Source organism: Gemmatimonadota bacterium, assembly GCA_040882465.1.
Classification (GTDB): domain Bacteria; phylum Gemmatimonadota; class Gemmatimonadetes; order Longimicrobiales; family Gaopeijiaceae; genus JBBEBG01.
In genome coordinates this window covers 63985-86758 of record JBBEBG010000029.1, presented here as the reverse complement: position 1 = coordinate 86758, position 22774 = coordinate 63985, and the positions used below count along the sequence as shown (strand labels likewise).

The 22774-nt window shown below is 66.6% G+C and carries 19 protein-coding genes; 16 read left to right on the top strand and 3 right to left on the bottom strand.

Annotation, left to right across the window (positions count from 1 at the left end; all coding sequences use genetic code 11):
• Nucleotides 1-258 (bottom strand): phage holin family protein (locus WEG36_10945; GenBank protein ID MEX1258122.1); only part of this gene is annotated, 258 nt, incomplete at its 3' end.
• Between the two features lie 103 nt (nt 259-361).
• On the opposite strand from WEG36_10945, the gene WEG36_10940 reads away from it, so the two are divergent.
• Entirely contained in the window at nt 362-3250 is a 2889-nt protein-coding gene (locus WEG36_10940; GenBank protein MEX1258121.1) for a PD-(D/E)XK nuclease family protein, read from the top strand.
• Nucleotides 3237-6437: a UvrD-helicase domain-containing protein gene (locus WEG36_10935; protein ID MEX1258120.1), complete on the top strand. Its 3201-nt coding sequence runs from the start codon at nt 3237-3239 to the stop codon at nt 6435-6437. Before WEG36_10940 ends, WEG36_10935 begins: the two co-directional genes overlap by 14 nt.
• A gap of 25 nt (nt 6438-6462) precedes the next feature.
• Here WEG36_10935 and WEG36_10930 read toward each other — a convergent pair whose 3' ends face one another.
• Nucleotides 6463-7509, bottom strand: a complete 1047-nt coding sequence (locus WEG36_10930; GenBank protein ID MEX1258119.1) for a M28 family peptidase — start codon at nt 7507-7509, stop codon at nt 6463-6465.
• Nucleotides 7510-7716: 207 nt separating this feature from the next.
• Between WEG36_10930 and WEG36_10925 the strand changes: the two genes are divergently transcribed.
• The 3 genes from WEG36_10925 (at nt 7717) to asd (ending at nt 10911) form a co-directional block, all read left to right on the top strand.
• A complete protein-coding gene (locus tag WEG36_10925; protein MEX1258118.1) occupies nt 7717-8571 on the top strand; it encodes a carboxypeptidase regulatory-like domain-containing protein in 855 nt (284 codons plus the stop codon).
• 73 nt (nt 8572-8644) lie between these two features.
• Nucleotides 8645-9997, top strand: a complete 1353-nt coding sequence (locus WEG36_10920) for an MBL fold metallo-hydrolase (GenBank protein MEX1258117.1) — start codon at nt 8645-8647, stop codon at nt 9995-9997.
• Nucleotides 9994-10911, top strand: coding sequence for an archaetidylserine decarboxylase (asd, locus tag WEG36_10915; protein MEX1258116.1), 918 nt, complete (start codon nt 9994-9996; stop codon nt 10909-10911). Before WEG36_10920 ends, asd begins: the two co-directional genes overlap by 4 nt.
• A 51-nt stretch (nt 10912-10962) precedes the next feature.
• Here asd and WEG36_10910 read toward each other — a convergent pair whose 3' ends face one another.
• Entirely contained in the window at nt 10963-11235 is a 273-nt protein-coding gene (locus WEG36_10910) for a hypothetical protein (GenBank protein MEX1258115.1), read from the bottom strand.
• A 148-nt stretch (nt 11236-11383) separates the two neighbouring features.
• Here WEG36_10910 and infA point away from each other — a divergent pair, with 148 nt between their 5' ends.
• From infA to WEG36_10855, 11 genes are all read left to right on the top strand, one after another.
• Entirely contained in the window at nt 11384-11599 is a 216-nt protein-coding gene (infA, locus tag WEG36_10905) for a translation initiation factor IF-1 (protein ID MEX1258114.1), read from the top strand.
• A gap of 48 nt (nt 11600-11647) precedes the next feature.
• Nucleotides 11648-12889, top strand: coding sequence for a fatty acid desaturase (locus WEG36_10900; protein MEX1258113.1), 1242 nt, complete (start codon nt 11648-11650; stop codon nt 12887-12889).
• 197 nt (nt 12890-13086) lie between these two features.
• Entirely contained in the window at nt 13087-14832 is a 1746-nt protein-coding gene (locus WEG36_10895; protein MEX1258112.1) for a sodium:alanine symporter family protein, read from the top strand.
• A gap of 138 nt (nt 14833-14970) precedes the next feature.
• On the top strand, nt 14971-15597 hold the full coding sequence (locus WEG36_10890; protein ID MEX1258111.1) for a superoxide dismutase: 627 nt from the start codon (nt 14971-14973) through the stop codon (nt 15595-15597).
• A gap of 237 nt (nt 15598-15834) precedes the next feature.
• Nucleotides 15835-16827, top strand: a complete 993-nt coding sequence (locus WEG36_10885) for a DUF5715 family protein (protein ID MEX1258110.1) — start codon at nt 15835-15837, stop codon at nt 16825-16827.
• Nucleotides 16828-16859: 32 nt separating this feature from the next.
• On the top strand, nt 16860-17432 hold the full coding sequence (locus WEG36_10880; GenBank protein MEX1258109.1) for a hypothetical protein: 573 nt from the start codon (nt 16860-16862) through the stop codon (nt 17430-17432).
• A 31-nt stretch (nt 17433-17463) separates the two neighbouring features.
• On the top strand, nt 17464-19164 hold the full coding sequence (locus WEG36_10875) for an ATP-binding protein (protein ID MEX1258108.1): 1701 nt from the start codon (nt 17464-17466) through the stop codon (nt 19162-19164).
• The gene (locus tag WEG36_10870; protein MEX1258107.1) at nt 19161-20516 is read left to right on the top strand and encodes a sigma-54 dependent transcriptional regulator; all 1356 of its coding nucleotides are present in this window, start codon (nt 19161-19163) and stop codon (nt 20514-20516) included. The genes WEG36_10875 and WEG36_10870 overlap by 4 nt, the downstream gene beginning before the upstream one ends.
• Before the next feature lie 7 nt (nt 20517-20523).
• Nucleotides 20524-21291, top strand: a complete 768-nt coding sequence (locus tag WEG36_10865) for a glycosyltransferase family 2 protein (GenBank protein ID MEX1258106.1) — start codon at nt 20524-20526, stop codon at nt 21289-21291.
• 382 nt (nt 21292-21673) lie between these two features.
• Nucleotides 21674-22024, top strand: coding sequence for a prepilin-type N-terminal cleavage/methylation domain-containing protein (locus tag WEG36_10860; GenBank protein MEX1258105.1), 351 nt, complete (start codon nt 21674-21676; stop codon nt 22022-22024).
• A 200-nt stretch (nt 22025-22224) separates the two neighbouring features.
• The gene (locus WEG36_10855) at nt 22225-22758 is read left to right on the top strand and encodes a prepilin-type N-terminal cleavage/methylation domain-containing protein (GenBank protein MEX1258104.1); all 534 of its coding nucleotides are present in this window, start codon (nt 22225-22227) and stop codon (nt 22756-22758) included.
• Nucleotides 22759-22774: the final 16 nt, after the last annotated feature.

The following is a 22774-nucleotide window of genomic DNA, read 5'->3' as shown; positions in this document are numbered from 1 at the left end:
GAGCGCGTCCACGATCGCGGCGGTGAGCATGAGCATCAGGGCGTTGATGACGATGGTGAAGAGCCCGAGAGTGATGATCAGGAAGGGGAGCGAGAGGAGAAGCGCGACCGGCTTGATGAGCGCATTCACGAGCCCGAAGACCGCGGCCACGAGAATGATCGGCCAGAAGTCGCCGGTGAGTTGGATCCCCGAGACCAGTTGAGCCGCGACCCAGAGGGCCACTGCGTTCACGAAGAGGCGGATGACCAGGTTTTGCATGGGATCCTCGGCGGCTGAGAGGTTCGAATCGCAGTGCCGAACTTAGCGGAAGAAAGGGCGTGCGGAGAGAGGGATCGCGGATCCAGGTGGAGGGGAGGAATCGATGGTGAAGCGCAGATTCCTCGGCTGGGATCGTCCCGCGCTCCACAGCGCCGCGGATCTCCTTCTCGGAGAGATCGCCCCCGAGGGACCCGCCGATCTTTCCGGATGCATCGTGGTTCTCCCCGGGGCCCGAGCCGGACGCCGCCTGACGGAGCTCCTCCTCGAGCGATCTGAAGCGGCGGGGCGGCCGCTTCGCCCGCCGCGAATCTCCCTCGTCGGATCGCTCCCGGAGCTCCTATATCGCCCCCCGCTCCCCCAGCCCGGGAGCGTGTTGGATAGGATCGCTTGGAGTCACGCCCTCCAAGGGATGCCGCGGTCCAGCCTGGAGGCCCTCTTTCCGAATCTTTCCGACGAGGAGCTGGGAAGCGGTGCGCTGGCGCTCGCGGGGACCCTCCAGACTCTTCACGCGGAGGTCGGCGCCTCCGCGAAGGATTTCGGCGACGTTGCCGCGATCTGTCGCAACCAGCTCTTCTTCAGCGACGAAGAGCGGTGGACGATTCTTGCGGATATTCAGGCGCGCTACCGCCGGCTCCTCGGCGAGATCGGATTCCGAGACCGGGAATCGGCGCGGCGGGAGACCCTCTCCTCCGGAAGTGTCGTGCCGCACGGCGACCTCTGGGTCGTCGGCGCTCCCGATCTTCTTCCGGTGACCCGGGCCTTCCTGACGGCGGCCGCGGGGGAAAGAAGTGTCGAGATCCTTGTCGCGGCGCCCGCCTCGCTCTCCGGCCATTTCGACGAGCTCGGGTGCGTGCTTCCCGATGCTTGGGCAACAGAAATGGGCGGGCTGGAGGAGCGCCTCATCCAGGTCGCCCCGGGTCCCGAGGCACAGGCCGATGCGGTGCTCGCGAAGCTTGAAGGGCTGGGCAGCCTCATTGCGGCAGAGGACGCGGTCGTCGGTGTGCCCGACCCGGAAGTCGCTCCCTTCTTGGTGGAGAGCCTCGGTGAGGCCGGAATCGCCGTGCGCGACGCGCGCGGAAGTCCGATCGAAAGGACGCCGGGGTTCCGGCTCCTCGAAGGCATCGCGGGCTACCTCGAATCGCGCGAGTTCGACCGCTTCGCGGGAATCCTCCGCCACCCGCAGCTCGAGGCGTGGCTCCGGAGGCGGGTGGCCGACCCCCCCGATTCTCTTCCGGCGACCCTGGACGACTACCGCGAGCTGCATCTCCCGCTTCGGCTCTCCGCTCACGGGATGCCTCCGAGCGGAGGGGAGAAGGAGTCTCTTCCCCTGGCGCCCCGGATGCGGGAGATGCGCGACGCGCTCGACGGACTCCTCGAACCTCTTCGGCGTTCCGCTCCACTTTCCGCGTGGGGGCCCAAGATCGGCGAACTCTTTCTCGCGCTCATGGGCGGGGAGCCAGTCCACAGGCATGCCCCAGGCGGAAGGGCGCTGGTCGAGCTCGCGGAAGCGCTGGGTCGGGTGCTGGAAGAGCTCGCGTCCCTTCCCTCGGCCCTCGATCGCCGCGTCTCTGGAGACCGGGCACTTCGTTTCGCGCTGGATGAGCTCCGCGGAGCCATGGTGCCGCCGGAGCAGGACGTGGGTGCCATCGAGCTTCTGGGGTGGCTCGAACTTCCCCTGGACGACGCACCCGCGCTTTTTCTCACCGGCGCGAACGAGCCGCATCTCCCCGATTCCGTGAGCGCCGATCCCTTCCTTCCGCACGGGATTCGCCAGGCGATCGGGCTCCTCGACAATGAGGGGCGGTGGGCACGCGACCTCTTCCACCTCCGCACGATTCTGGCGACCCGCGCGCACCTTCTCATCGTCTCCGGACGGCGGGATGCCTCGGGAAATCCACTCCGTCTTTCTCGGCTCCTTCTCGCCGAAGACGCGGAAACCGTCGCCCGCCGCATCCTCGCCTTCCTCGAGGCGGAGAAAAACCCGAAGGAAGAGTTCGGGGCGCCACCGTCGCCCGCGCCGGCTCGAGCCGGAGATCCCCCGGCTCCCTCCACCTTCGCACTTCCTCCGGAACCCATACTCTCCGCGCCGGCACCCCCGCCCTCGATTCGTGTGACGGACTTCCGACTCATCCTGGCGGATCCGTATCGCTATGCCCTCGATCGCGTGCTCGGCCTCGAGCCGAAGGACGACCGTGCGCGCGAGCTCGACGGAGCGGGATTCGGAGGCCTCGCGCACAAGGTTCTGGAGGAGTTCGCAGATACGTCGGAGGCTAGTTCCGAGGACCCCGCGAAGGTCCGCGCGACCCTCGACGCTCTTCTCGACCGCGCAGCGAGACTCCGATTCGGCGGAGACGCTCTCCCCGCAGTACGAATCCAGGTCGAACAGCTTCGCGCTCGCCTCGCCGGATTCGCCCGGTGGCAAGCGGGGTGGGTGAGAGAGGGGTGGCGGATCGAGCGTGCGGAAGCGGTGCCCGCCGGGGACGGGGTCGCCTTCCCGGTGGATGGAGAGCCGATTCTGCTCTTGGGAAAGGTGGACCGAGTGGATCGTAACCAGCGGACCGGGGAGTGGTGTGTTCTCGACTACAAAACCGGGGAGGGGGGACTCGATCCCGACGCGGCGCATCGGGTCGGGTCGGCTGGCGCGAAGCGGTGGGTCGACCTCCAGCTTCCTCTCTACCGTCGTCTCGTTCCCGCGCTGCAAGCCGAAGGCGGGGGTTCCCTCGTACCTCGGGACGCGCAGGCCGATGTCCGCGTCGGGTACATCCTGCTTGCGCAGGACCCGGAGGAAGTGGGGGCGCGCCTCGCGGAATGGTCCTCGACGGAGCTCGAGGAAGCGGAAGAAGTCGCACGCGCCGCGGTGCGGCTCCTCCGGAAGAACCGCTTCGTCTTCGCGCGCGAGAGCTCGGCGATCCGGGTCGGCGATCCACTTTCGGTGGTGATCGGGGGTGGCGTCCTCCGGTTGGATGAGGAGGGCGACGATGGCGCCCCCTGACCAGGACCGGTCCCAGGGTGCGAGAGAGCTCGTCCTTGCTTCGGCGGGTTCGGGAAAGACCTACCAGCTCTCCTCCCGGCTGATCGGCCTCCTTCGCGAGGGCGTCCCTCCACAGGAGATCCTGGCTTCGACTTTCACGCGGAAGGCGGCCGGAGAAATCGTGGACCGGGTCCTGGTCCGGATCGCGCGTGGCGTTCTCGACCCGAAGGAGGCGGTGGAGCTGGCCCGCTCGCTCGGTCTGGAAGCCGAAGGTGAGGAGGCGGGCCCGCGGGCCTGGGGAGAGCTCCTCGCGCGGACGGTTCGAGAAATGCACCGGCTCCAGGTCCATACCCTCGACGCTTTTTTCCACCGGGTGGCCCACTCCTTCGCGCAGGAGCTCGGGCTTCCCCAACGCTGGGAGGTCGCGGCCGAGCCCGACCGCGAGCGGCTCCGGACGCGGGCGATCGAAGCGGCCCTCCTCGAGCTCGATCCAGAGGTACTGATCGAGCTCGTGCGACTCGTCTCGCGGGGAGGCGCGGACCGCGACGTGCATCGCCTATTGAGTGACGGAGTCGCCGCACTCTACCGCCTTTACAAGGAGCTCGATCCCACGGTCGACGATCCCTGGGGCTTCGCGGGGGGTGCAGGGAGCTTCGGGACAGCCTCGGACAACGAGCTGGACGACCTCGGGGACGCTCTCGAGGGGGCTGTGCTTCCGGGCACCAAGGCGGGGGCGGAGGACAAGCGGTGGGTGACCGCGCGCGAAAAAGGTGTCGCTCTCCTCAGGGCCCGCGATCTCGGAGGATTTCTGACCGGCGGGCTCGGAGGGGCGATCCTCGGGGGGACCGGGGAATTCAATGGAAAGGCGATTCCAGGAGACATCCTCGCGCTCGGCAAGCCACTCCTCCGCATCGCCCGCGCCCGGCTGGGAGTGCACTTCCACAGGAGGGTGGCCGCGCTCGGCCGCTTCCTCCCCGAATACGATCGGCGCCTTCGGCGCATCCTCAAGGAAGAGGCGATCTACGACTTCGAGGATCTCACCTACTCTTTGATGGAGGGGGGAGGGCTCGGCCGGCGAGAGGAGCTTTTCTACCGGCTCGACGCGCGCATCCGGCACGTTCTCCTCGACGAGTTCCAAGACACCTCAAACGCGCAGTGGGCCGCACTCGAGCCCTTGGTGGGCGAGATCCTCGCCGCGCCGGAAGAGGGGCGTGCGGTTTTCCTGGTCGGCGACCCGAAACAGTCCATCTACAGTTGGAGGGGCGGGGAGCCCCGCCTTCTCGATCTGGTCGCGGAACGTTACGGACTCGAGCTTTCTTCGGTGGCGTTGAACTGGCGCTCCTCGCAGGTCGTCTTGGACACGGTGAACCGTGTCTTCGACGGAGTGTCGGAGAGCCCCATCCTCCACGAGGACCCGGAGGTCGCCGAGCGTTGGGCTCGCGCCTTCCACGCACACTCGGCCAAGAAGGACCTCCCCGGTTACGTCCGAATCGAGGCGGGCGCCGACGATAGGACGAGCGGGAGTCGGGCGGCGCGGGTAGCCCTTCTCGACCGGGGGGCCGCGCTCACGCAGAAGATACACGAGGACGCGCCCGGAGCCACGATCGGGGTTCTCATGCGAACGAACCGGGCGGCGGCGTACACGATCGCCCGGCTTCGGCGGATGGGCGTCGAGGCCAGCGAGGAAGGAGGCGTCCCGGTCGCGGATTCCGAGCCAGTCCTCGCGCTCCTCGCCCTCCTCCGTATGGCCGATCACCCCGGGGACAAGATCTCCCGATACGTCGTCGCTCGAACTCCGGTGGGCGCCCTGGTGGGGATGGCGCCCGACGCCTGGCCGAGCGGCCGCGAGGCGGAGCGAATCGCCCACGCCGTTCGGACTCGGCTCCTCGAAGAGGGGTACGGGACGGTCGTTTCCGCGTGGACCCGCGCCCTCTCGGATGCCGCTCCAGCGCGTGACCGAAGTCGCCTTCGCCAGCTCGCCGAGCTCGCTTTCGAATGGGACAGGCGGGCCACCCTTCGCCCTTCCGACTTCGTTCGGCACGTCGAGGCGGCTCGCGCGGAGGATCCGGCGACGGCCGCGATCCGGGTCATGACCATCCATAAGGCGAAGGGGCTCGAGTTCGACGCGGTCGTCCTTCCGGAGCTGGACGGCGTGGCGCTCGCGGGCGACGTGCGGGAGCCCTTTCTCCCATTCCGGGCCGGCGGCGCGGGCCCGGTCCAACGAGTCTTTCCGACCGTTCCAAAGGCACTTCGTCCCCTCTTCCCCGAGATGGCCGGGGCCATCGCCCAGGCGCGAGAACGGGAGGTGAGGGACGGGCTCAGTACGCTCTACGTCGCGCTGACGAGGGCTCGGCACGCGCTCTACATCGTCGTGAAGCCGGCCTCCGCGCGCACGACCGCGCGGACCGCTGCGCGCCTCCTCGCCGCAACGCTTTGGCCGGGACGTGGAACGGGGCCGGCCGAGATCCTTTGGGAGGATGGGGTCGCCGACTGGTGGTCCGACACCCGCCTCGAGGGGCAGTTGCTCCGTCCCTTCGTGTCGGCGCACGCGCGGGCGCGAGAAGCCCGCCCTGCCGCGATCGGACTCGCCGCCGGGGCGCGACGGCGTCTCCTTCCGCGGCGCGCGCCCTCGGAACTCGAGGGCGGCGAGATCGTCCGACTGGAAGATCTCCTCCGACCTGCCTCGAGACTCTCCAGGGAGGAGGGGACGGCGGTCCACGCGTGGCTGGAGGCCATCGGATGGAGGGAGGACGGACTCCCCGAACGTACAGCCCTCCTCGCGCTCGCGGCGGAGCGGTCGCCTCGGCTCGGCGATGCCTCCGCTCTCCTCGATCACTTCCTGAAGTGGATCGCGCGCCCCGAGGTCGCGGCGCTCCTCCGGCGAGCCTCGTATCCATCGGGGACCACCGTGGAGCGCGAAGTCTCCTTCATCGCACGGGATGGGCCGCGGCTTCTCCAGGGCGTCGTGGACCGGCTCGTGCGGATTCCGGAGGCGGGCGGACCGCGACTGGTGGCGGTGGATTGGAAGACCGACGCGCTCGATCCGGCTGACGCCTCTGCGCTCGAGGCGCGTGCGGCATATTATCGGCCGCAGATCGAGGCGTATTTGCGTGCCCTCGCCGCCGGAGAGAGGCTCCCGAAGGAAAAAGTCCGGGGGCTCCTCGTCTTCCTACGTCCGGGGGTCGTGCGGGAGATCAGCCTTTCCTGAGAGGCGCCCCCTCCTCGCCATCCAGTCACCCCCCTCCCGAAATCAGCCGCCGCACCTCGGCGAGCCCCTGGGGGTCCCATTCGGGGCGAGCGTCGCGATTCGCGATCTCGTATACGGTGTGAGCGAGGAGCGTCGCCACTCGAGCCACCTTCCCGGCGCTCACGAAATCCACCTCGTCGCAGGGCCGATGGTAACACTCATGCAGGCCGGCGAAGAAAAAGAGGGCCGGGATCTCTTGCGCCATGAAATTGAGCTGGTCGGAGCGGAAAAAGAGCTGCTCCTGGGGCCAGAGATCCCGGGAGGTCGTGAGGCTCAGCTCCGGGAGACCCGCGCTCACTTCGTGGGCGAGGGGTCCGAGCGTCGAATATTCCGCGCCCAGGACAGCGACAGTATCCGGAAAGGCGTCGCCGCCGACCATGTCCACGTTGATGTTCGCGACGACGCGCTCGATGGGAACGGTCGGATTCCGGACCCACCAGCGCGAACCGAGGAGACCTTTTTCCTCACCGCTGATGTGCAGGAAGAGAACGCTCCGGCGAGGGCGCTGGTCCGGGGGAAGGGCGGCGAGGACCCGGGCGACCTCGAGGAGCGCGGTGGTCCCCGAAGCGTTGTCATCGGCGCCATTGTAAATCGAGTCCCCCTCCACCGGCTGTCCGATTCCCACGTGATCCATGTGGGCGCTCAAGACGACGATCTCGTCGCGGAGCGCGGGGTCGCTCCCCTGGATCATCGCCACGACGTTGGGGACCATCGTGTCCGCGAAGGGATAACGCTGGATGAAGCTTCCGCCCTCGCCGGCCGGCTGGAGTCCGGCCCTTTGATGTTGGGTCGCGAGGTACGCGGCGGCATCCTCCAATCCGCGGCTCGGCGTGTCCCGCCCGAGGAGCGCGTCCGAGGCCAGGTACGCGATGTGCGTGCGAACCGTGGCTTCGGTAATCGTGGCGGCCAGGACGTCCAGGGCGGGCGGTGCCGCGGCCTGCGCGGACCCCTCCACGGGGATCCCGGCAAGTACGACGAGCACGGTCAAGGCGGCGGCGGGGGTCGCGCGGTGGTGAATGGGGCGGCGCTTCATTCGGTGTCCTGCCTCGTTGTGGGAATGTGCGGGTCAGCGGCTCCTGGGTCCCCCGCGGGGTCCACAGGGGCGAGCCTCCCTTGAACCCCGTCCGGGCCGGAGAGATTCCCCCGTAGCGGCGCGCTGGGGTGCGATGTATTGTGACGAACTCGCTACTCCCTGCAGCCCAAGGGTTAAGTGCGCCCCCTCCCCTCGAGGAGCGGATCCATGCCTCGCCCGGGCCTTCGCCACGCTCTCGTTGGGCTTTGGCTGACGTTTCCCGCCCTGGCTGCGGCTCAGACCGAGCCCCTGGCGGATTCGCCGGGGAATGGCATTGCGATCCTCGTTCGCGTGACGGACCGTACGACGCTCATCCCGGTGAACTCGGCGCGCGTCGTGCTCCGGCTCGTTTCTGCGGGGCCTGGCGCGATCTGGGAGGGAACGACGAGGGGGGACGGGACCATCGTCACCCCGACTCTTCGCCTCGGGGAGTACGAGGTCACCGTGGACATGCTGGGCTTTCGGCCGGTAGCCGAACGCGTCGTTCTCGACGAGTCCGGAGACGTGGACCTCAGGATCGAACTGGTTCCCGAGGCGGTAGCCCTCGATCCCATCGTGGTGGCGGTCCGGCGCCGCACCCGTCTCGAAAATCAGGGCTTCTACGAACGCGAGGCATCGCAGATCGGATATTTCCTCACGAGAGAGGAGATCGAGGCGCGCGGCCCGTTTCGGATTTCCGATCTCTTTTATACGATTCCAGGCGCTCGTGTCATACCGGCCAGGGCCGGCCAGAGTGCAGCCCTCGTCCTCCTTCGCAACCAGTGCGTGCCCCTGATCGTGCTCGACGGAAGCCCGATCACCATTCCCATCCGCTTGGACGAGCTCCTGAACGTCGGGGATATTGAGGCCATCGAGGTCTACCATGGCCCCTCGGCTCCAGTCCAGTATTCACCGTTCACGACGTGCGGCACGATCATGGTGTGGACGCGGGAGACGCGACTCCTCGAAGGAGATCCCCTGTCCTGGAAGCGGTTGGTCGCGGGAGCCACGATCCTCGGATTGATCATCCTCCTCGGCCGGTGAACCGATCCGGCGCGAACCCTCCGCACGCCGCATCCTCATTCCTCCCCGGCGTTCCCAACGACATCGGCCCTCGATGAAAGTCACCCCGTTCGGGGGAGCCGGGACGGTGACCGGCTCCCGGTACCTCCTGGAGTCGGGCGGGGCGCGAATCCTCGTGGATTGCGGGCTTTTCCAGGGCCTCAAGGTCCTCAGGCTCCGGAACTGGCGGCCCTTTCCGATCCCCCCGTCCGAGGTGGATGCCGTCGTCCTGACGCATGCCCACCTCGACCACTCGGGATTCGTTCCGGTCCTCGTTCGGGACGGGTTCAAGGGGCCGGTGTACGTGACTCGCCCGACGACTGGTCTCCTCCCCATACTTCTCGAGGATGCGGGAAGGCTTCAGGAGGAGGACGCGGAACGTGCGAATCGAAGGGGTTATTCGAAGCACTCTCCGGCGAAGCCCCTCTTCACCGAGGCTGACGCCCGCGCCGTCATCCCCCACGTCAATCCGCGTCCCTTCGATCAGTCGTGGGAGTTGGGCGGGCTCCACTTCAAGTATCACAGGGCAGGGCACATTCTCGGGGCCGCTTCCGTGGAAGCCGTTTCGCCCACGGGGTACACGGTGCTCTTCTCGGGCGATCTGGGGCGAGAGCACGACTCTCTCTTTCCTCCGCCCGTTTCCCGGCCCCAAGCGGACCTCGTCCTCATGGAGGCGACGTACGGAGATCGAAGACATCCGGAAACGATCGCCGAGGAGGCGCTCGCCGAGGCTCTGAATTCGGCGCTTCGGCGCGGCGGGATCGCGATGATCGCGTCCTTCGCGGTCGGGCGCGCACAAACCCTCGCAACCCTGATTCATCGCCTGATGCTCGACGGCGAACTGCCGGAGGTTCCGGTGTTCCTGAACAGCCCGATGGCGATCGAAGTGACCGGAGTGCACCTGGACCACGTCGCCGAGCTCCGACCGGAAGCCGCGGAATTCCGCGCGGCGATGGACCGCCTCGTCCCCACTCCGAGCGTGGAAGAGTCGAAAGAGCTGAACGAGAGGCGTGGGCCCTGGATCGTCATTGCCGGAGCGGGGATGCTGACCGGGGGGAGGATTCTCCACCACCTCAAGGCCTTCGGGGGCGACCCCCGGAATGCCCTCATTCTCCCCGGCTACCAGGCGGAGGGGACCCGGGGGCGGCATCTGCGGAGTGGCGAGAGGCGGCTCAAGATCCATGGCCAGACGGTAGAGATTCGGTGTCAGATCCACGTCCTCGACCAGCTCTCCGCCCACGCGGATGCCGAGGAGCTCGCCGATTGGATTCTCGATGGGCCCGAGCCCTCCGGTGGCGTGGTCTTGGTCCATGCGGAGCCTTCGCCCGCGGACACGTTCCGGGCGACGATCGAGGGGCGAGCCGGGTGGAAGGTCGCCGTCGCGGAGGAAGGGGTTTCTTATCCATGAGGGGGGTCCCCCTCCATTGGCGGCTCTTCCTGGGGTTTCTCGCAAGGCTCCCCCAAGGGATCCTCTCACGGGCCTGGGGGCGCTTCGCCGAGCTCTCCTTCCCACCACCCGTGCAACGGGCGGTGAATCGGACGTTCGCGCGGCTCACCGGGGTGAACATCTCGGAATCGGAGCTCCTCCCCAGCGAATACCCCACCCTTTCAAATTTTTTTTCCCGCGCACTCCGTGCCGGGGCCCGGCAATGGCCGAATGCGCCCGCGATGCCGGCGTCGCCTGTGGACGGGATCCTGGGCGCCTTCGGGGTTCTCGATCGCGGCGTCGCGATCCAGGCAAAGGGGCTGACGTATCCGGTGAAGGACCTCCTCGCGGAGACGGGCGCCGGAGATTTCTTTGTGTCCGGGCTCTTTTTCACCATCTACCTGGCCCCCCGGCACTACCACCGGATCCACGCCCCGGTCGAAGGAAGGATTCGCGAGGCGAGAGCGGTTCCGGGGAGGCTCCTCCCCGTAAACGTCGCGGCGACGCGGAGCATCGAAGCGCTTTTTCCGAGGAACGAGCGCCTCGTGGTCTTGATGGACGCGCCGAGGGCCCGGCTGGCGCTCGTCGCCGTCGGGGCCTTTAATGTGGGGAGGATCTCGGCGGCCTTCGATCCGGGGTGGAATGGACCGCAAGGGCGGGGAGTCACGAACCGGCGGAAATCGGGAGACCTCGAGGCGCGGCGTTACGACCCGCCCCTCCGCATCGTACGGGGCCAGGAGGTGATGGCCTTCCACTTCGGCTCGACCGTCGTTCTCCTCCTCGAAAGTGTCGGCCCGGCCTGCCTTCCGGCTCCGCATCCCGATCTCAGGGAGGGAATGGAGATCCGTGTGGGAGCGCCTCTCCTCTCGGAGCCTCTCTCCAGCTCCCGGGAATAGGGGGCGTCTCCTTGCCGGCGAGAGGAGGGAGCCGGAGCCACCTTTCGGGCGTCAGGGCGCCGGGCAGCTCGACCGATTCGGGGACCGCGACAGGCAGGCGATGCTCTCCGCCATCCCGGAGGTGTTCCCCCCGCAGGTGCTCTGCTGGGCCGCAGCGAGTGCTTCCTCCTGGGTCGCCCCGCGTCCCTGGCGGCAGACCTCCCGTCCCTCGAATTCGAGGCAGACTTCACACTCCACCTCGACCGCCTGCAGGGTGGACCAGACCACGACCCCCATGAAGGCCGCGGCGGCGGCGAGAATCAGGACGACGACGATTGGTTTCATCTGCTTCTCCGAGAGGGAGTTCCGCCTCGCACGAGACCCCCCTTCACTTTTCAGGAAAGCTCAGGCGCAATTACATTTAACATGCTATCACCCTGCGGGCGGAGAATGAAGCGCCCCCGCGTGGGCCCCGGTCAGCCAGGAGACGTGTTTGTCGAACGATGCCATTGAAGTGGAAGGGACCGTTACCGAGGTCCTCCCGAACGCGAATTTTCGGGTGGAGCTCGAGAATGGCCATAAGATCCTGGCGTACCTCTCCGGAAAGATGCGAAAGTTCTACATCCGGGTATTAGAAGGGGATCGGGTCAAGGTCGAGATGTCACCTTACGATCTCACCCGGGGACGCATCACATACCGGTACAAGTAGGGCCGGCCCGGCATAGGGCCTCATTCCAAGAGACGGAGAAGGAGCATCGTGTCTGAAGGCACCATACAGGCCAAGCGGTTCGGGGATGCGCACGATCGTCACGCGGAAGGCGAGCCGCACATCGACATCGTCTATCCGTCGGCGATTCCCTTCGTCCTCATCCATCTTTCGGTTCTCGGCATCTTCTGGACCGGCGTCACCACCACGGCCATCGTGATGTGCGTCGTTCTCTACCTCGTGCGCATGTGGGCGCTCACGGGCGGCTTCCACCGATACTTTTCGCATCGGTCCTACAAGACGAGCCGGGTGTTCCAGTTCTTCATCGCGCTCTTGGCCCAGACTTCGGCGCAGCGTGGCGTCCTCTGGTGGTCGGCGATCCACCGCCACCACCATAGGCATTCCGACACTCCCGAAGACGTGCACTCCCCCAGGCACGGCGGGTTCTGGTTTTCCCACGTCGGATGGATCTTCCACCGCCGGAAGGGTGAAGCCGACTACTCCACGGTCCAGGATCTCGCGAAGTACCCCGAGCTCCGCCTCCTCGACCGCCATCCGTACGTACCGGCTTTTTTCCTCGGCGTGGCGTGTTTTCTGATCGACGGCTGGCCCGGACTCTTTGTCGGGTTTCTCCTGAGCACCGTCATCCTCTACCACGCCGTTTTCGCGATCAACTCGCTCGCGCACGTCGTCGGGAATCAGCGTTTCGTGACGGGAGACGACTCCCGGAACAACTGGTGGCTCGCGATCATCACGTTGGGAGAGGGTTGGCACAACAACCATCACCACTACCAGAGCTCGGCCCGCCAGGGATTCCGCTGGTGGGAGGTGGACTTCTCGTACTACGTGCTGAAGGTCCTTTCGTGGGTCGGGCTCATTTGGGACCTGAGGGCTCCTCCGGAAGCGCTCCTCGCCGGGGATCAGAAGCTCGGGAAGAAGGTGGTCGAGAAGGTGGCGCGCGAAGTCGCGGAGTCATTCCCGGTCGAAAAGATCGCTCGCGACGTCGAGGCCGCCTGGCTCCAACGCCCGGGGCTCGAAGAGCTCCGTGTACGGTTCCAGCACGCGCGCGAGGAGGCGAGCGTTTCCCTCCATCGCAGCAAGGACGAGCTCATCACGCATCTGCGCGAGCTCCATCTTCCCGAGATCCCTTCTTTCGAAGACATCCGCCGCCGCATCGCCGAAGGGTACGCCGAGTCCCATTCGCTCGATGAGATCGCGGAACGGGCGCGTGAGATCCTACTGGAGAAAGTCCTCCTGATTCTCCGACCCGAGTTCCAACCCGCCCACGGCTGACGCCCGACCCGCGGGGGACGGGTGTACGCCTGTGCACCTCCGCGGCCCGGAAGTGACGGCTTGCCCGGACCCGGGCTCGGCCGCATTCTACCACGTCCCCGGCGGGATGCCTCGGAAGCGGACTTCCGGGCGCCCTGGCCGCGATCCTTCGTTTCTTCCCAGCGATCCGCTGAGAGCCTAATCCCACAGGACCGCGCATGGATCAGATCGAACGGATCGTCGGGATCGTCGAGGGGTGGGTCTGGGGCTCGGGGATCTCGGTCGGGGGAGAGACGATTCCCTTTGTCGTCATCCTCCTCCTCGGCGCGGGCGTTTATTTCACGATTCGCCTGGGCTTCATCCAGGTCCGGCGACTTGGGCACGGCTTCGCGGTCGCCACGGGAAGGTACGACGACCCGAACGAGCCGGGAGACGTCACGCACTTCCAGGCGCTCTCGACGGCGCTTTCGGCGACGGTCGGGATCGGAAACATCGCAGGGGTCGCGATCGCCCTGCACTGGGGCGGACCGGGCGCCCTCTTCTGGATGTGGGTCACCGCGGGGCTTGGAATGGCGACCAAGTTCGCGGAGGTGACGCTCGCCCAGCACTATCGCGACGTAAAGCCGGACTCCTCGCATGCCTGGGAGGGGACAGTTTCCGGGGGGCCCATGTACTACATCGAGAGGGGGCTCGGGAAGCGGTGGAAGCCGGTCGCGGTCCTCTTTGCCGTGCTCCTCGGGATCACGGCGTTCTTCACCGGCAACGGGGCGCAGGCGAACACCGTCGCGGACGTGATGCGGAGCGAGTTCGGTGTCCCCGTGTGGAGCACGGGGATCATCACCGCCCTCCTGGTTGCCGCGGTCATCGTCGGCGGGATCACCCGGATCGGGAAGGTGACCGGCGTCCTGGCCCCCTTCATGGCGGCGCTTTACGTGGCGGGCGCCATGGTCATTCTGATCCGCTTCTACGACCAGATCATCCCCTCGATCGGTCTCGTCTTCCGCGAGGCCTTCAATCCCACCGCGGGCGTGGCCGGCTCCGGAGTCGGCGCCTTCGTCGTCACGATGATGTGGGGGGTGAGGCGAGGACTTTTCTCGAACGAGGCGGGCCAGGGGTCCGCTCCGATCGCCCACGCGGCGGCGAAAACGGACGAGCCTGTCTCCGAGGGCGTCGTCGCCCTACTTGAGCCTTTCATCGATACGATCGTGATCTGCACGATGACTGCGCTGGCGATCATCGTGACGTCGGCGTGGGACGACCGCTTCCCGACGGAGATCACCCTTGGAGGCGGCGCCCAATCCTACGTGGCCCAGGGCCCCGATGGGGCATTCGGGACAGCGGCCACGGTTCCCGGGCAAATCGCGGTGACGGGTGGAGTCACAACTGCGACGGGAGCCGGAGATATGCACATCGCCTGGAACGACGTGGCGGTGGACACTCTTTATACCGACGCGTCGCAGACCCAGCTCTTCACCGGCACGATCTTCCCCGCGGCGCGCACCGCCCTTTCCGAAAGTGGCGTCCAATACACCACCCTCTTCGGAAGTGCGGCACAGAACGGCGCACCCCTCACGATGGTGGCCTTCCGGCGGGGGCTTCCGGGGAATTGGGGGCAATACATCGTCGTCATCACCGTTCTGCTCTTCGCCCTCTCGACCGCCATTGCATGGAGCTACTACGGTGATCGTTGTGCGTTTTATCTCTTTGGAGAGAAGGCTGTCCTTCCGTACAAGCTCGTCTTCGTGATCATGCACTTCGTGGGGGCCGTGGTCCCGCTCTCGGTGGCGTGGGTGCTCGGGGACATCTTCCTCGGAATCGTCATCCTTCCGAACCTTCTCGCCCTCGTCATTCTGACGCCGAAGGTGAAGGAGTTGACCGACCGGTATTTCGAGACCAAGCCCTGGATCCAAAATGCGGCGGATCATCGCCGCGCGATGGAGGAACGGAGACGGGGGAGCTTCTGACGGGAAGAGGGGCGCGGCGCGGCGGAGCGCGGTCCGATCCACCGACTCCAAGCGCCGCCACCGGGAACGGCACGGTAGGTCGGGGGTCCTCTACCGAACGCTTTGAAACCGAAACCGACCAAGCGGAGAATCGATCCGATGCCCTTTCCTCATGTCCTCCCAGATCTCGGGTATGCCTACGACGCGCTCGAACCCCACATTGACGCGCGTACGATGGAGATCCACCACGGCAAGCACCACAACGCCTACACCACGAATCTGAACAACGCGCTCAAGGACCAGCCGGACCTCCACTCCCACTCGGCCGAGCAGCTCCTGCGCAATCTGGCCTCACTTCCGGACTCGATTCGCACCGCGGTCCGCAACAATGGCGGTGGGTTTCACAATCACGGCCTCTTCTGGAAGATTTTGGCACCAGGCGGCGCCGCGGCCCCCGCGGGCACACTCGCGAAGGCGATCGACGGGGCCTTTGGCTCCCTGGACACCCTGAAGGAGAAGGTGACGGCGGCGGCGGCGGGACAGTTCGGGTCGGGGTGGGGGTGGCTCGTCGTGAACGGGTCCGGGAAACTCGATGTGGTGGCGACGCCGAATCAGGACTCACCGCTCAGCCAGGGCTCCGCTCCGATTCTCGGCGTGGATGTCTGGGAGCATGCCTATTACCTGAAGTATCAGAATCGGCGGCCCGACTATCTCGCGGCCTTCTGGAACGTGGTGAACTGGGACGCCGTGGCGCGCAACTTCGAGGCGGCGAAAGGCGGATCCTGAAGCCGGACATCGTCTGGAGACGGGCCGGGGCCCGGGCGCCGGTCTTCTAACGTGAGGTGGGCGGGAGGCATCCCCTCACCAGTGGAAAAAGTCGGCACGGAGTGATGGGCTCCGCCTTCACGGGTTCACCGCGCGCTCCTTGCCTGAATGGAATCATTTGTTTATTGGTAGGAGCCGAACGGCGGAGCCTGTGTTTGGGCGAAGCCCGAGAGTGGACCAGCGACTCCACGGATCGTGATGCCCGCGACCCTCCGTCTTCATTCGTTTCCCCGGACGCGTATCCTCTTCGGCGCATTGGTCGCCTCCCTCGTGGCCTCCGGGAGCCTGTCCGGACAGTCCCTCAGCGGATCCCCCGCCTCCCTCGACCGGCAGAACTTACAGGCCCAGGCGCACGACTTCAGCTACCTCCGCACGCCCCAGCAGGTGCGGAGTTTCGTGGACGACGGATATCTCGTTCCAGTGAGCCCGACCGGGAAGATGGAGCTGCACGAGGTCTCCTTCCCTTACGCGCGCCCTGAGGTCAGGGTCTTCGTGGAGCGGCTCGCCGCGCAGTACCATTCGGCCTGCGGGGAGAAACTTGTCGTCACGAGTCTATCCCGTCCCCTCTCGAACCAGCCGATCAACGCCTCGGACCGTTCCGTCCATCCCACCGGGATGGCAGTCGATCTTCGGCGCAGCAACGTTGGACGCTGCCGCCAGTGGCTGGAGTCCACGCTCCTCGCCCTAGAAGCCGAGGGTGTTCTCGAAGCCACACTCGAAAGGAGTCCGCCGCACTACCACATCGCGGTCTATCCCCAGCCGTACGCCCGCTACGTCGCGAGGGTCACCGGGAACGCGACGGAAACGGTCCTGGCAGCGTCGGTGTCGAGCGCACCGGTCACCGAAGTCGTGGCGGCCGTCGCGAGCGGAGACGCGGGGCGGGCGATCACGCACACCGTGGCTCGCGGAGAGTCTCTCTGGACGATCGCGCGGCTCTACAGCGTGACGGAGAACTCGCTTCGCGCCGCAAACGGCTTCACCGGGAGCCGCATCCTCGCGGGGCAGTCCCTGGTGGTCCCCACTACCGCGCCCGTCGGCGACATCTTGCGGTACACCGTGCAGCGGGGTGACTCTCTCTGGGTCATCGCGAGCCGCGTCGGCACGACGGTGGACGAGATCCGGCGAGCCAACGGCATCGGCTCGAGCCGAATCTACGCGGGACAGGTTCTGGACGTTCCGGTCTCGAGGTAGAACCAGGCGACCCACGGAAAGGCGGCCGAAGGGTGTCCGAGCAGATCCCGCGGTACATCCTCGCGCCTCCGGGTTCCCTCTCGGACCGGCTCCGAGCCCGGCTCGCGCCGGTCGGGCCACTCGTCCAGGTTGGGTCCGTCGAGGAGCTCCTGGGCGTGGCCGGAGAGGATGGAGGACGCCCCCCGGGATGGATTCTCCTCCCGCCCGCCCTCGACCCCTCCACCATCGTCGAGCTTCTGGGGCGCCTGGCCGGCGCGGGAGAAGTCTGGGCTCCTCTCCTCCTCGTCGAGTCAGAGGGCGGGCCCACCATCCTCCCCCTCTCGACTGCGTACGCCCTCACGCTCGAGGAGCTGGGCGATCGCCTGGAGGCGGGGGAGGGGGGAGCGGCGGCGCTCTCGTTCCGGAGGGCGCTCGACCTCCTCTCCCGGGTCAGGCACGACATGAACAACGCGCTGACCGTGGCACTCGCGGAGGCACAGCTCGTTCTGACGGATCTGGATTCCGAATCGGAAACGGCATCTGCGATCCATATCGTCGAGGGACAAATCCAGAGGATCCGGGATCTGGTCACCGAGCTGAGCGCGGTCCGCGCGCCCAGGCGCTGACCGAGCCGGCGGGCGTCCGCGAGAGGTGCTGATGAGCTTGAACCGGTCAACCGGGAAAGAGGGGTGGGACCCGACGGCGGCCTTCGCCCGCGCCGACCTGCTTCGCTGGCTCTACCTCGGCCGCCTGATTCTCGTATCCGCTCTCCTCCTCGCGGCGCTCTGGGTTTGGGTCCGCGCGGACCCGACCGTCACCCTCATCGCCACGACGCTCTTCATCGCATCCGTGACCGTGACCGCCGTGTCCTTCTGGCATTCGCATTTCCGGAAGGGGCCCATCGGGAGGAACTTTCTTTACGGCCAGGTCCTCCTCGACATCCTGGTGGTGACGGCAATCGTCCATGTGACGGGCGGCGGAGAGAGCACCTTCGCCTGGCTGTACATCCTCGTCATCAGCGAGGGCGCCCTTCTCCTCCCCCTTCCCGGGGGGGTCCTCATCGGGGCACTCGCCGCAATCGTGTATTTCGCGGACATCCTCTGGGGGCACTCCGAGACGCTCTCGGGAAGCGTCCTCCTCCAGATCGGTGTGTTCGCGCTGGTCGCCATCGCGACGGGGATCCTGGGCGACCGCCTTCGAACGGCGGGGATGGCGCTCGGTGAGGTCGAATCGGAGCTCCGCCGGCTCCGGGTGGACACGACGGACATCCTCGAGACGATCACGACGGGGATCGTGACCCTCGACGACCAGGGCCGCCTCGTTTACATGAATCCCGCGGCGGAGCGGCTCCTCGACATGGACGCCCGGCAGTGGGTGGGCGCTCCCGTTCTTTCGGTCATCGCGGGTGTCGCACCCGATCTCGTCAAGGTGCTTCGGCAATCGCTTGCCGACCAGGTGACACTCGCCCGCCAGACCGCCGTCGCCTACCCGCGCGCCCAACGCCGCGTCCTCGGCGTGAGCACCACCCTTCGTCGTGATGAAGGATCGCTTCGGAGCGTGACGGCGATCTTCCAGGACATCACCGATCTGGAGAAGCTCGAGGCGTTGAACCGGAGGACACAGCGGCTCGAGGCCGTGGCCGAGCTTTCCGCGGCGATGGCGCACGAGATCAAGAACCCGCTGGCTTCGATCCGCAGCGCGGTGGAGCAGTTCGCGCGACCCGCGCTCGAGGATGCCGACCGGGAGACGCTGACGCGGATGGTCGTCCGCGAGTCCGACCGCCTGAGCCGGCTCCTCTCGGATTTCATAGACTTCTCGCGCGTACAGATCGGAAAGGTGGCCCGGATCCCCCTCGAGGCGCTCCTTCGCGAATGCGTGGCCGTCGTACGGCGTCATCCCCACGCCGAGGAGAGGGGGATCGCGATCGAACAGGCCCCTCTCCCGGCCGGCCTCCACATTCCGGCCGACGCGGACCTCCTTCACCGGGCCCTCTTCAACCTCATCCTGAACGCGGTCCAGTTTTCGCCGGAAGGCGGGACGGTGCGCGTGGAGGTGGAGGACTTGCGGGGGGCCGCCGGGAACGGGCGGGTGAGTGTGCAGAATCCGGTCCGGATCGGCGTGCGGGATTCGGGACCCGGGGTCGCGGAATCCGATATCGGGAAGATCTTCGATCCCTTCTACACGACCCGCGAGGGGGGGAGCGGCCTCGGTCTCTCCGTGGTCCATCGGGCCGTGGAGGCGCACCGGGGGGTCATCCTCGTCGAGCGGTGGGAGGGAGGCGGCGCCGATTTCAGCGTTTATCTTCCCGGTGAGGAAGGAGAGGGTACCAACGCGACGGAGGGGGGGGCGGTCGGATGAAGATCCTGCTCGTGGACGACGAAGCCGGCATCCTCGAGTCGCTCGGGATCCTCTTCAAGGGCGAAGGCTATGAGGTCTCCATCGCGCTCGGTGGGAAGGAGGGACTCGCAAAGCTCGAAGCGGTGAAGCCGGACATCGTCGTCTCCGACATCCGGATGCCCGGGGCGAACGGGCTCGACGTCCTGGCGCGGGCCCGCGAAGTGGACCCGGAGATGGCTGTGGTCCTCATGACCGCGCAGGCCTCGTTACAGTCCGCCGTCCGCGCCGTGAACGAGGGGGCGTATTATTACCTCCAGAAGCCCTTCTCCAACGACGAGCTCCTGGCAATCTGCCGCCGCGCCGGGGAGGCGAAGGAGCTTCGGGCGGAGAACCGCGAGCTTCGCCAGGAGATTCGCAGGCACGGGCGAGGGCGCGGAGAGCGTCCCGTCGGAACGAGCCGCGCCTGGGTCGAAATTCTCGACTTCGCCGATACCGTCGCACCCACGGAATCCACCGTCCTGATCACGGGGGAGAGCGGAACGGGAAAAGAGGTCGTCGCGCGGTACCTCCACGCGCGCTCCTCGCGAAGCGACGGTCCCTTCTTTTCGATCAACTGCGGGGCCCTTCCCGAAAGTCTCCTGGATAGCGAGCTCTTCGGCCACGTGAAGGGGTCCTTCACCGGCGCGGTGAAAGACAAGGACGGGCTCCTCGTGGCCGCTGCGGGGGGGACTTTTTTCCTCGATGAGATCGGCGAGACGGCACCTCAAACCCAGGTGAAGCTCCTGCGGGCGATCCAGGAGCGCGAAGTGATTCCGGTGGGCGCCACGGAAGCCGTCCCCGTGGATGTCCGGATCATCGCGGCGACCAACCGGGACCTCGATGAGCAGATCCGGAAGGGTGAATTCCGCAGCGACCTCTACTACCGGCTGAATGTCATCGCGCTTTCCCTTCCCTCTCTTCGTGAGAGAAGGGAGGACATTCCACTTCTGGCCCTTCACTTCCTGGACCGGATCGCGCCGAAAGGGGCAGCTCCGCTCAAGCTCTCCTCGGAAGTCGAAGCGGCCTTCATGAACTACGATTGGCCCGGGAATGTCCGCGAGCTCGAGAACGCCATCGAGCGGGCCGCGGTCCTGAGCGCCGGGCCCGGAATCGAGCTCGCGACGCTCCCGGAACGCATCGGAAGGCCGCCGCCCCCCCGGTTGGTGGACAGCGAGCCCCCCGCGAACCCCACCATGGAGGTCATCGAGCGGGCGTACATCCAATGGGTCCTCCAAGCGGAAGAGGGAAACAAGACGCGGGCCGCGGAAGTCCTCGGAATAGATCCCTCCACCCTCTACCGGAAGATCAGCCGGTACGGGCTCGACGAGTCGTGAACCGGGCATGAGTCCGGCCTCCGGGCTCCCCTGGGACCGGGTCCGACTTTCGGTCGTCGTCCCCGTCTACAACGAGGTCCACACAGTAGAGGCTCTGCTCAAACGGGTTCGCGAGGTCCCGCTCAATATCGAGATCGTCGCGGTGGATGACGGATCCACGGACGGGACGACGGAGATCCTTTCCCGCCTCGAGAAGGAGGGAGTCGTGGACGACCTTCTGCTCCACGTGCGAAACCGGGGGAAAGGAGCGGCGCTTCAGTCGGGGTTCGCGAGGGCGACCGGTGACGTGGTCGTCGTGCAGGACTCGGATCTGGAGTACGATCCGATGGAGTTCCCGGCACTCCTGACTCCGATTCTCCAGGGATGGGCGGATGCGGTTTACGGGTCGCGCTTCCTCGGCGGCCCGCGGCGGGTCCATCTCTTCTCGCACCGCTTGGGGAACGTGATCGTCACTTTTCTTTCAAATCTCCTCACCGATCTCGATCTCTCGGACATGGAGACCTGTTACAAGGTGATCCGTAGGGATCTCCTGGTCACCCTCCCGCTCACGCGCGACCGATTCGGGATCGAGCCGGAGCTGACCGCGCGTCTCTCCCAGGCGGGGGCGAGGATCTACGAAGTCCCGGTCTCCTACCGCGGGCGCTCGTACGACGAGGGGAAAAAGATCGGCTGGCGCGATGGAATCGCCGCGATCTGGCACATTCTCCGCTGCAACCTCCTCCCGCCGCGGGCGCCGAAGTGGACCCGCCCCACGATGGATCCCTGGAGCGGGTGATCCCAGCGGTCGACCGGTGGAGTTGGATCCATGGCCGGTGGTACCCGGTGAGCGGCCGGGGACCCAGGCGCAACGGGGCCTATTTCGCTATGTCCGAGGCCCTTCTCCGAGGGGAGGATTAGGGCCTCCCGAGCGGGTTCCGGCCCCGGGTGCCGGGCCCTCTCATCCTGCAAGAGTCTCGCAGAATCCAAGAACGGACGGGTTCCTCGCGCCGGGGGTCGCGTCGGCCACAATCATTGTAAGTCGTTGTTACAAGAAGATTTAAACAATCCGTGCCGCATCCTGGATCTCCCTTTGCAAAAAGGGTTCGCGGCAGTGGCCGCCGGACCGGTCGTCTGACCGGGATCTCTCGGGACTCATTCAGTCACCAAGGAGTGGAATCATGAACAAGAAGGGATTCACCCTCATCGAGCTGTTGATCGTGGTCGTGATCATCGGCATCCTGGCCGCGATCGCGATTCCGCGATTCGGCGCCGCCCGCGAGCGGGCTTACGTGTCGGCGATGCAGTCCGACCTGAATCAGCTCCGGACCGCGCAGGAGATGTACTATCCCGAGAACACCTACACCTACGCCTCCGACATCGCCAACATCGCGGATCTAACGGCGACCGATGGCGTGACGCTGGTGATCAACACCGGCGACGGCGATGGGTGGACTGCGACCGCGACACACACCTCCACGGCAGTCGTATGCACTTACGACTCCACGGTGGGGACGATAGACTGCGCCTGATCCTGACCGGGGCGACCGGCCCGAAGCGCGGAGCCATCGAGCTTCGGTGAACGGGAGGTTGCCTCGCATGCGCGGCCGCGAAAATTGAGGGGCGGGGTGCGAATGGTCGTGCCCCGCCCCTCGTCCGTCCGGGGACCTTGCCGGTTGGATAGGATCCCGGATAGCGTTTCGAGGAGAGTCTCCCGAGGAGGAGAGCGAAGATGAACCCGAGCAAAAGTCTGAAGCCGGCCGCACGCGAAGGCCGCGTGGAATCCGCCCGCGATCGGACGGCCGGGTCGGCCCGCCCCGGGGCTCGCGGAGCGGGCCGCTTCCGGAGCCACTCTTCGAAGTCGAATCGGATGGCGGGATTCACCCTCATCGAGCTGATCATCGTGATCATGATCATCGGGCTTCTCGCCGCGATCATGATTCCAAGGCTCGACGATGCCCGGGCCCGGGCGCACTTCACGAGCATCGTGAGCGACTTCCGGTACTTCGCCCAGCAGCAGGAGCTCTATTACCTGTCCAATTTCGGCTACGCGACCGACCTGGATGCCCTCGATTTCACGCCGAGCCCCGGGGTCGCGGTCGAGGTGACGGAGGCGACGCGGCAGGGATGGGCGGCCCTCGGCACCCACACCTCGCTCGACGAGGACAAGGGGTGCGCCATCTATCTCGGGAACGCTGCGGCTCCGGACCTCCCAAACGGTCAGCCGCACACCGCGGGCCAGGGCGTCCCCCAATGCGCGCGCTGAGACCGCCGCACCGTCA

Excerpts from the sequence above, each read along its gene's own strand:
- asd (MEX1258116.1), top strand. The coding sequence starts at position 9,994 with ATGAGGGGGGTCCCCCTCCATTGGCGGCTCTTCCTGGGGTTTCTCGCA.
- WEG36_10935 (MEX1258120.1), top strand. The coding sequence starts at position 3,237 with ATGGCGCCCCCTGACCAGGACCGGTCCCAGGGTGCGAGAGAGCTCGTC.
- WEG36_10920 (MEX1258117.1), top strand. The coding sequence starts at position 8,645 with ATGAAAGTCACCCCGTTCGGGGGAGCCGGGACGGTGACCGGCTCCCGG.
- WEG36_10885 (MEX1258110.1), top strand. The coding sequence starts at position 15,835 with ATGCCCGCGACCCTCCGTCTTCATTCGTTTCCCCGGACGCGTATCCTC.
- WEG36_10875 (MEX1258108.1), top strand. The coding sequence starts at position 17,464 with ATGAGCTTGAACCGGTCAACCGGGAAAGAGGGGTGGGACCCGACGGCG.
- WEG36_10930 (MEX1258119.1), bottom strand. The coding sequence starts at position 7,509 with ATGAAGCGCCGCCCCATTCACCACCGCGCGACCCCCGCCGCCGCCTTG.
- WEG36_10855 (MEX1258104.1), top strand. The coding sequence starts at position 22,225 with ATGAACCCGAGCAAAAGTCTGAAGCCGGCCGCACGCGAAGGCCGCGTG.
- WEG36_10925 (MEX1258118.1), top strand. The coding sequence starts at position 7,717 with ATGCCTCGCCCGGGCCTTCGCCACGCTCTCGTTGGGCTTTGGCTGACG.
- WEG36_10865 (MEX1258106.1), top strand. The coding sequence starts at position 20,524 with ATGAGTCCGGCCTCCGGGCTCCCCTGGGACCGGGTCCGACTTTCGGTC.
- WEG36_10940 (MEX1258121.1), top strand. The coding sequence starts at position 362 with ATGGTGAAGCGCAGATTCCTCGGCTGGGATCGTCCCGCGCTCCACAGC.
- WEG36_10895 (MEX1258112.1), top strand. The coding sequence starts at position 13,087 with ATGGATCAGATCGAACGGATCGTCGGGATCGTCGAGGGGTGGGTCTGG.
- WEG36_10890 (MEX1258111.1), top strand. The coding sequence starts at position 14,971 with ATGCCCTTTCCTCATGTCCTCCCAGATCTCGGGTATGCCTACGACGCG.
- WEG36_10870 (MEX1258107.1), top strand. The coding sequence starts at position 19,161 with ATGAAGATCCTGCTCGTGGACGACGAAGCCGGCATCCTCGAGTCGCTC.
- WEG36_10860 (MEX1258105.1), top strand. The coding sequence starts at position 21,674 with ATGAACAAGAAGGGATTCACCCTCATCGAGCTGTTGATCGTGGTCGTG.
- WEG36_10910 (MEX1258115.1), bottom strand. The coding sequence starts at position 11,235 with ATGAAACCAATCGTCGTCGTCCTGATTCTCGCCGCCGCCGCGGCCTTC.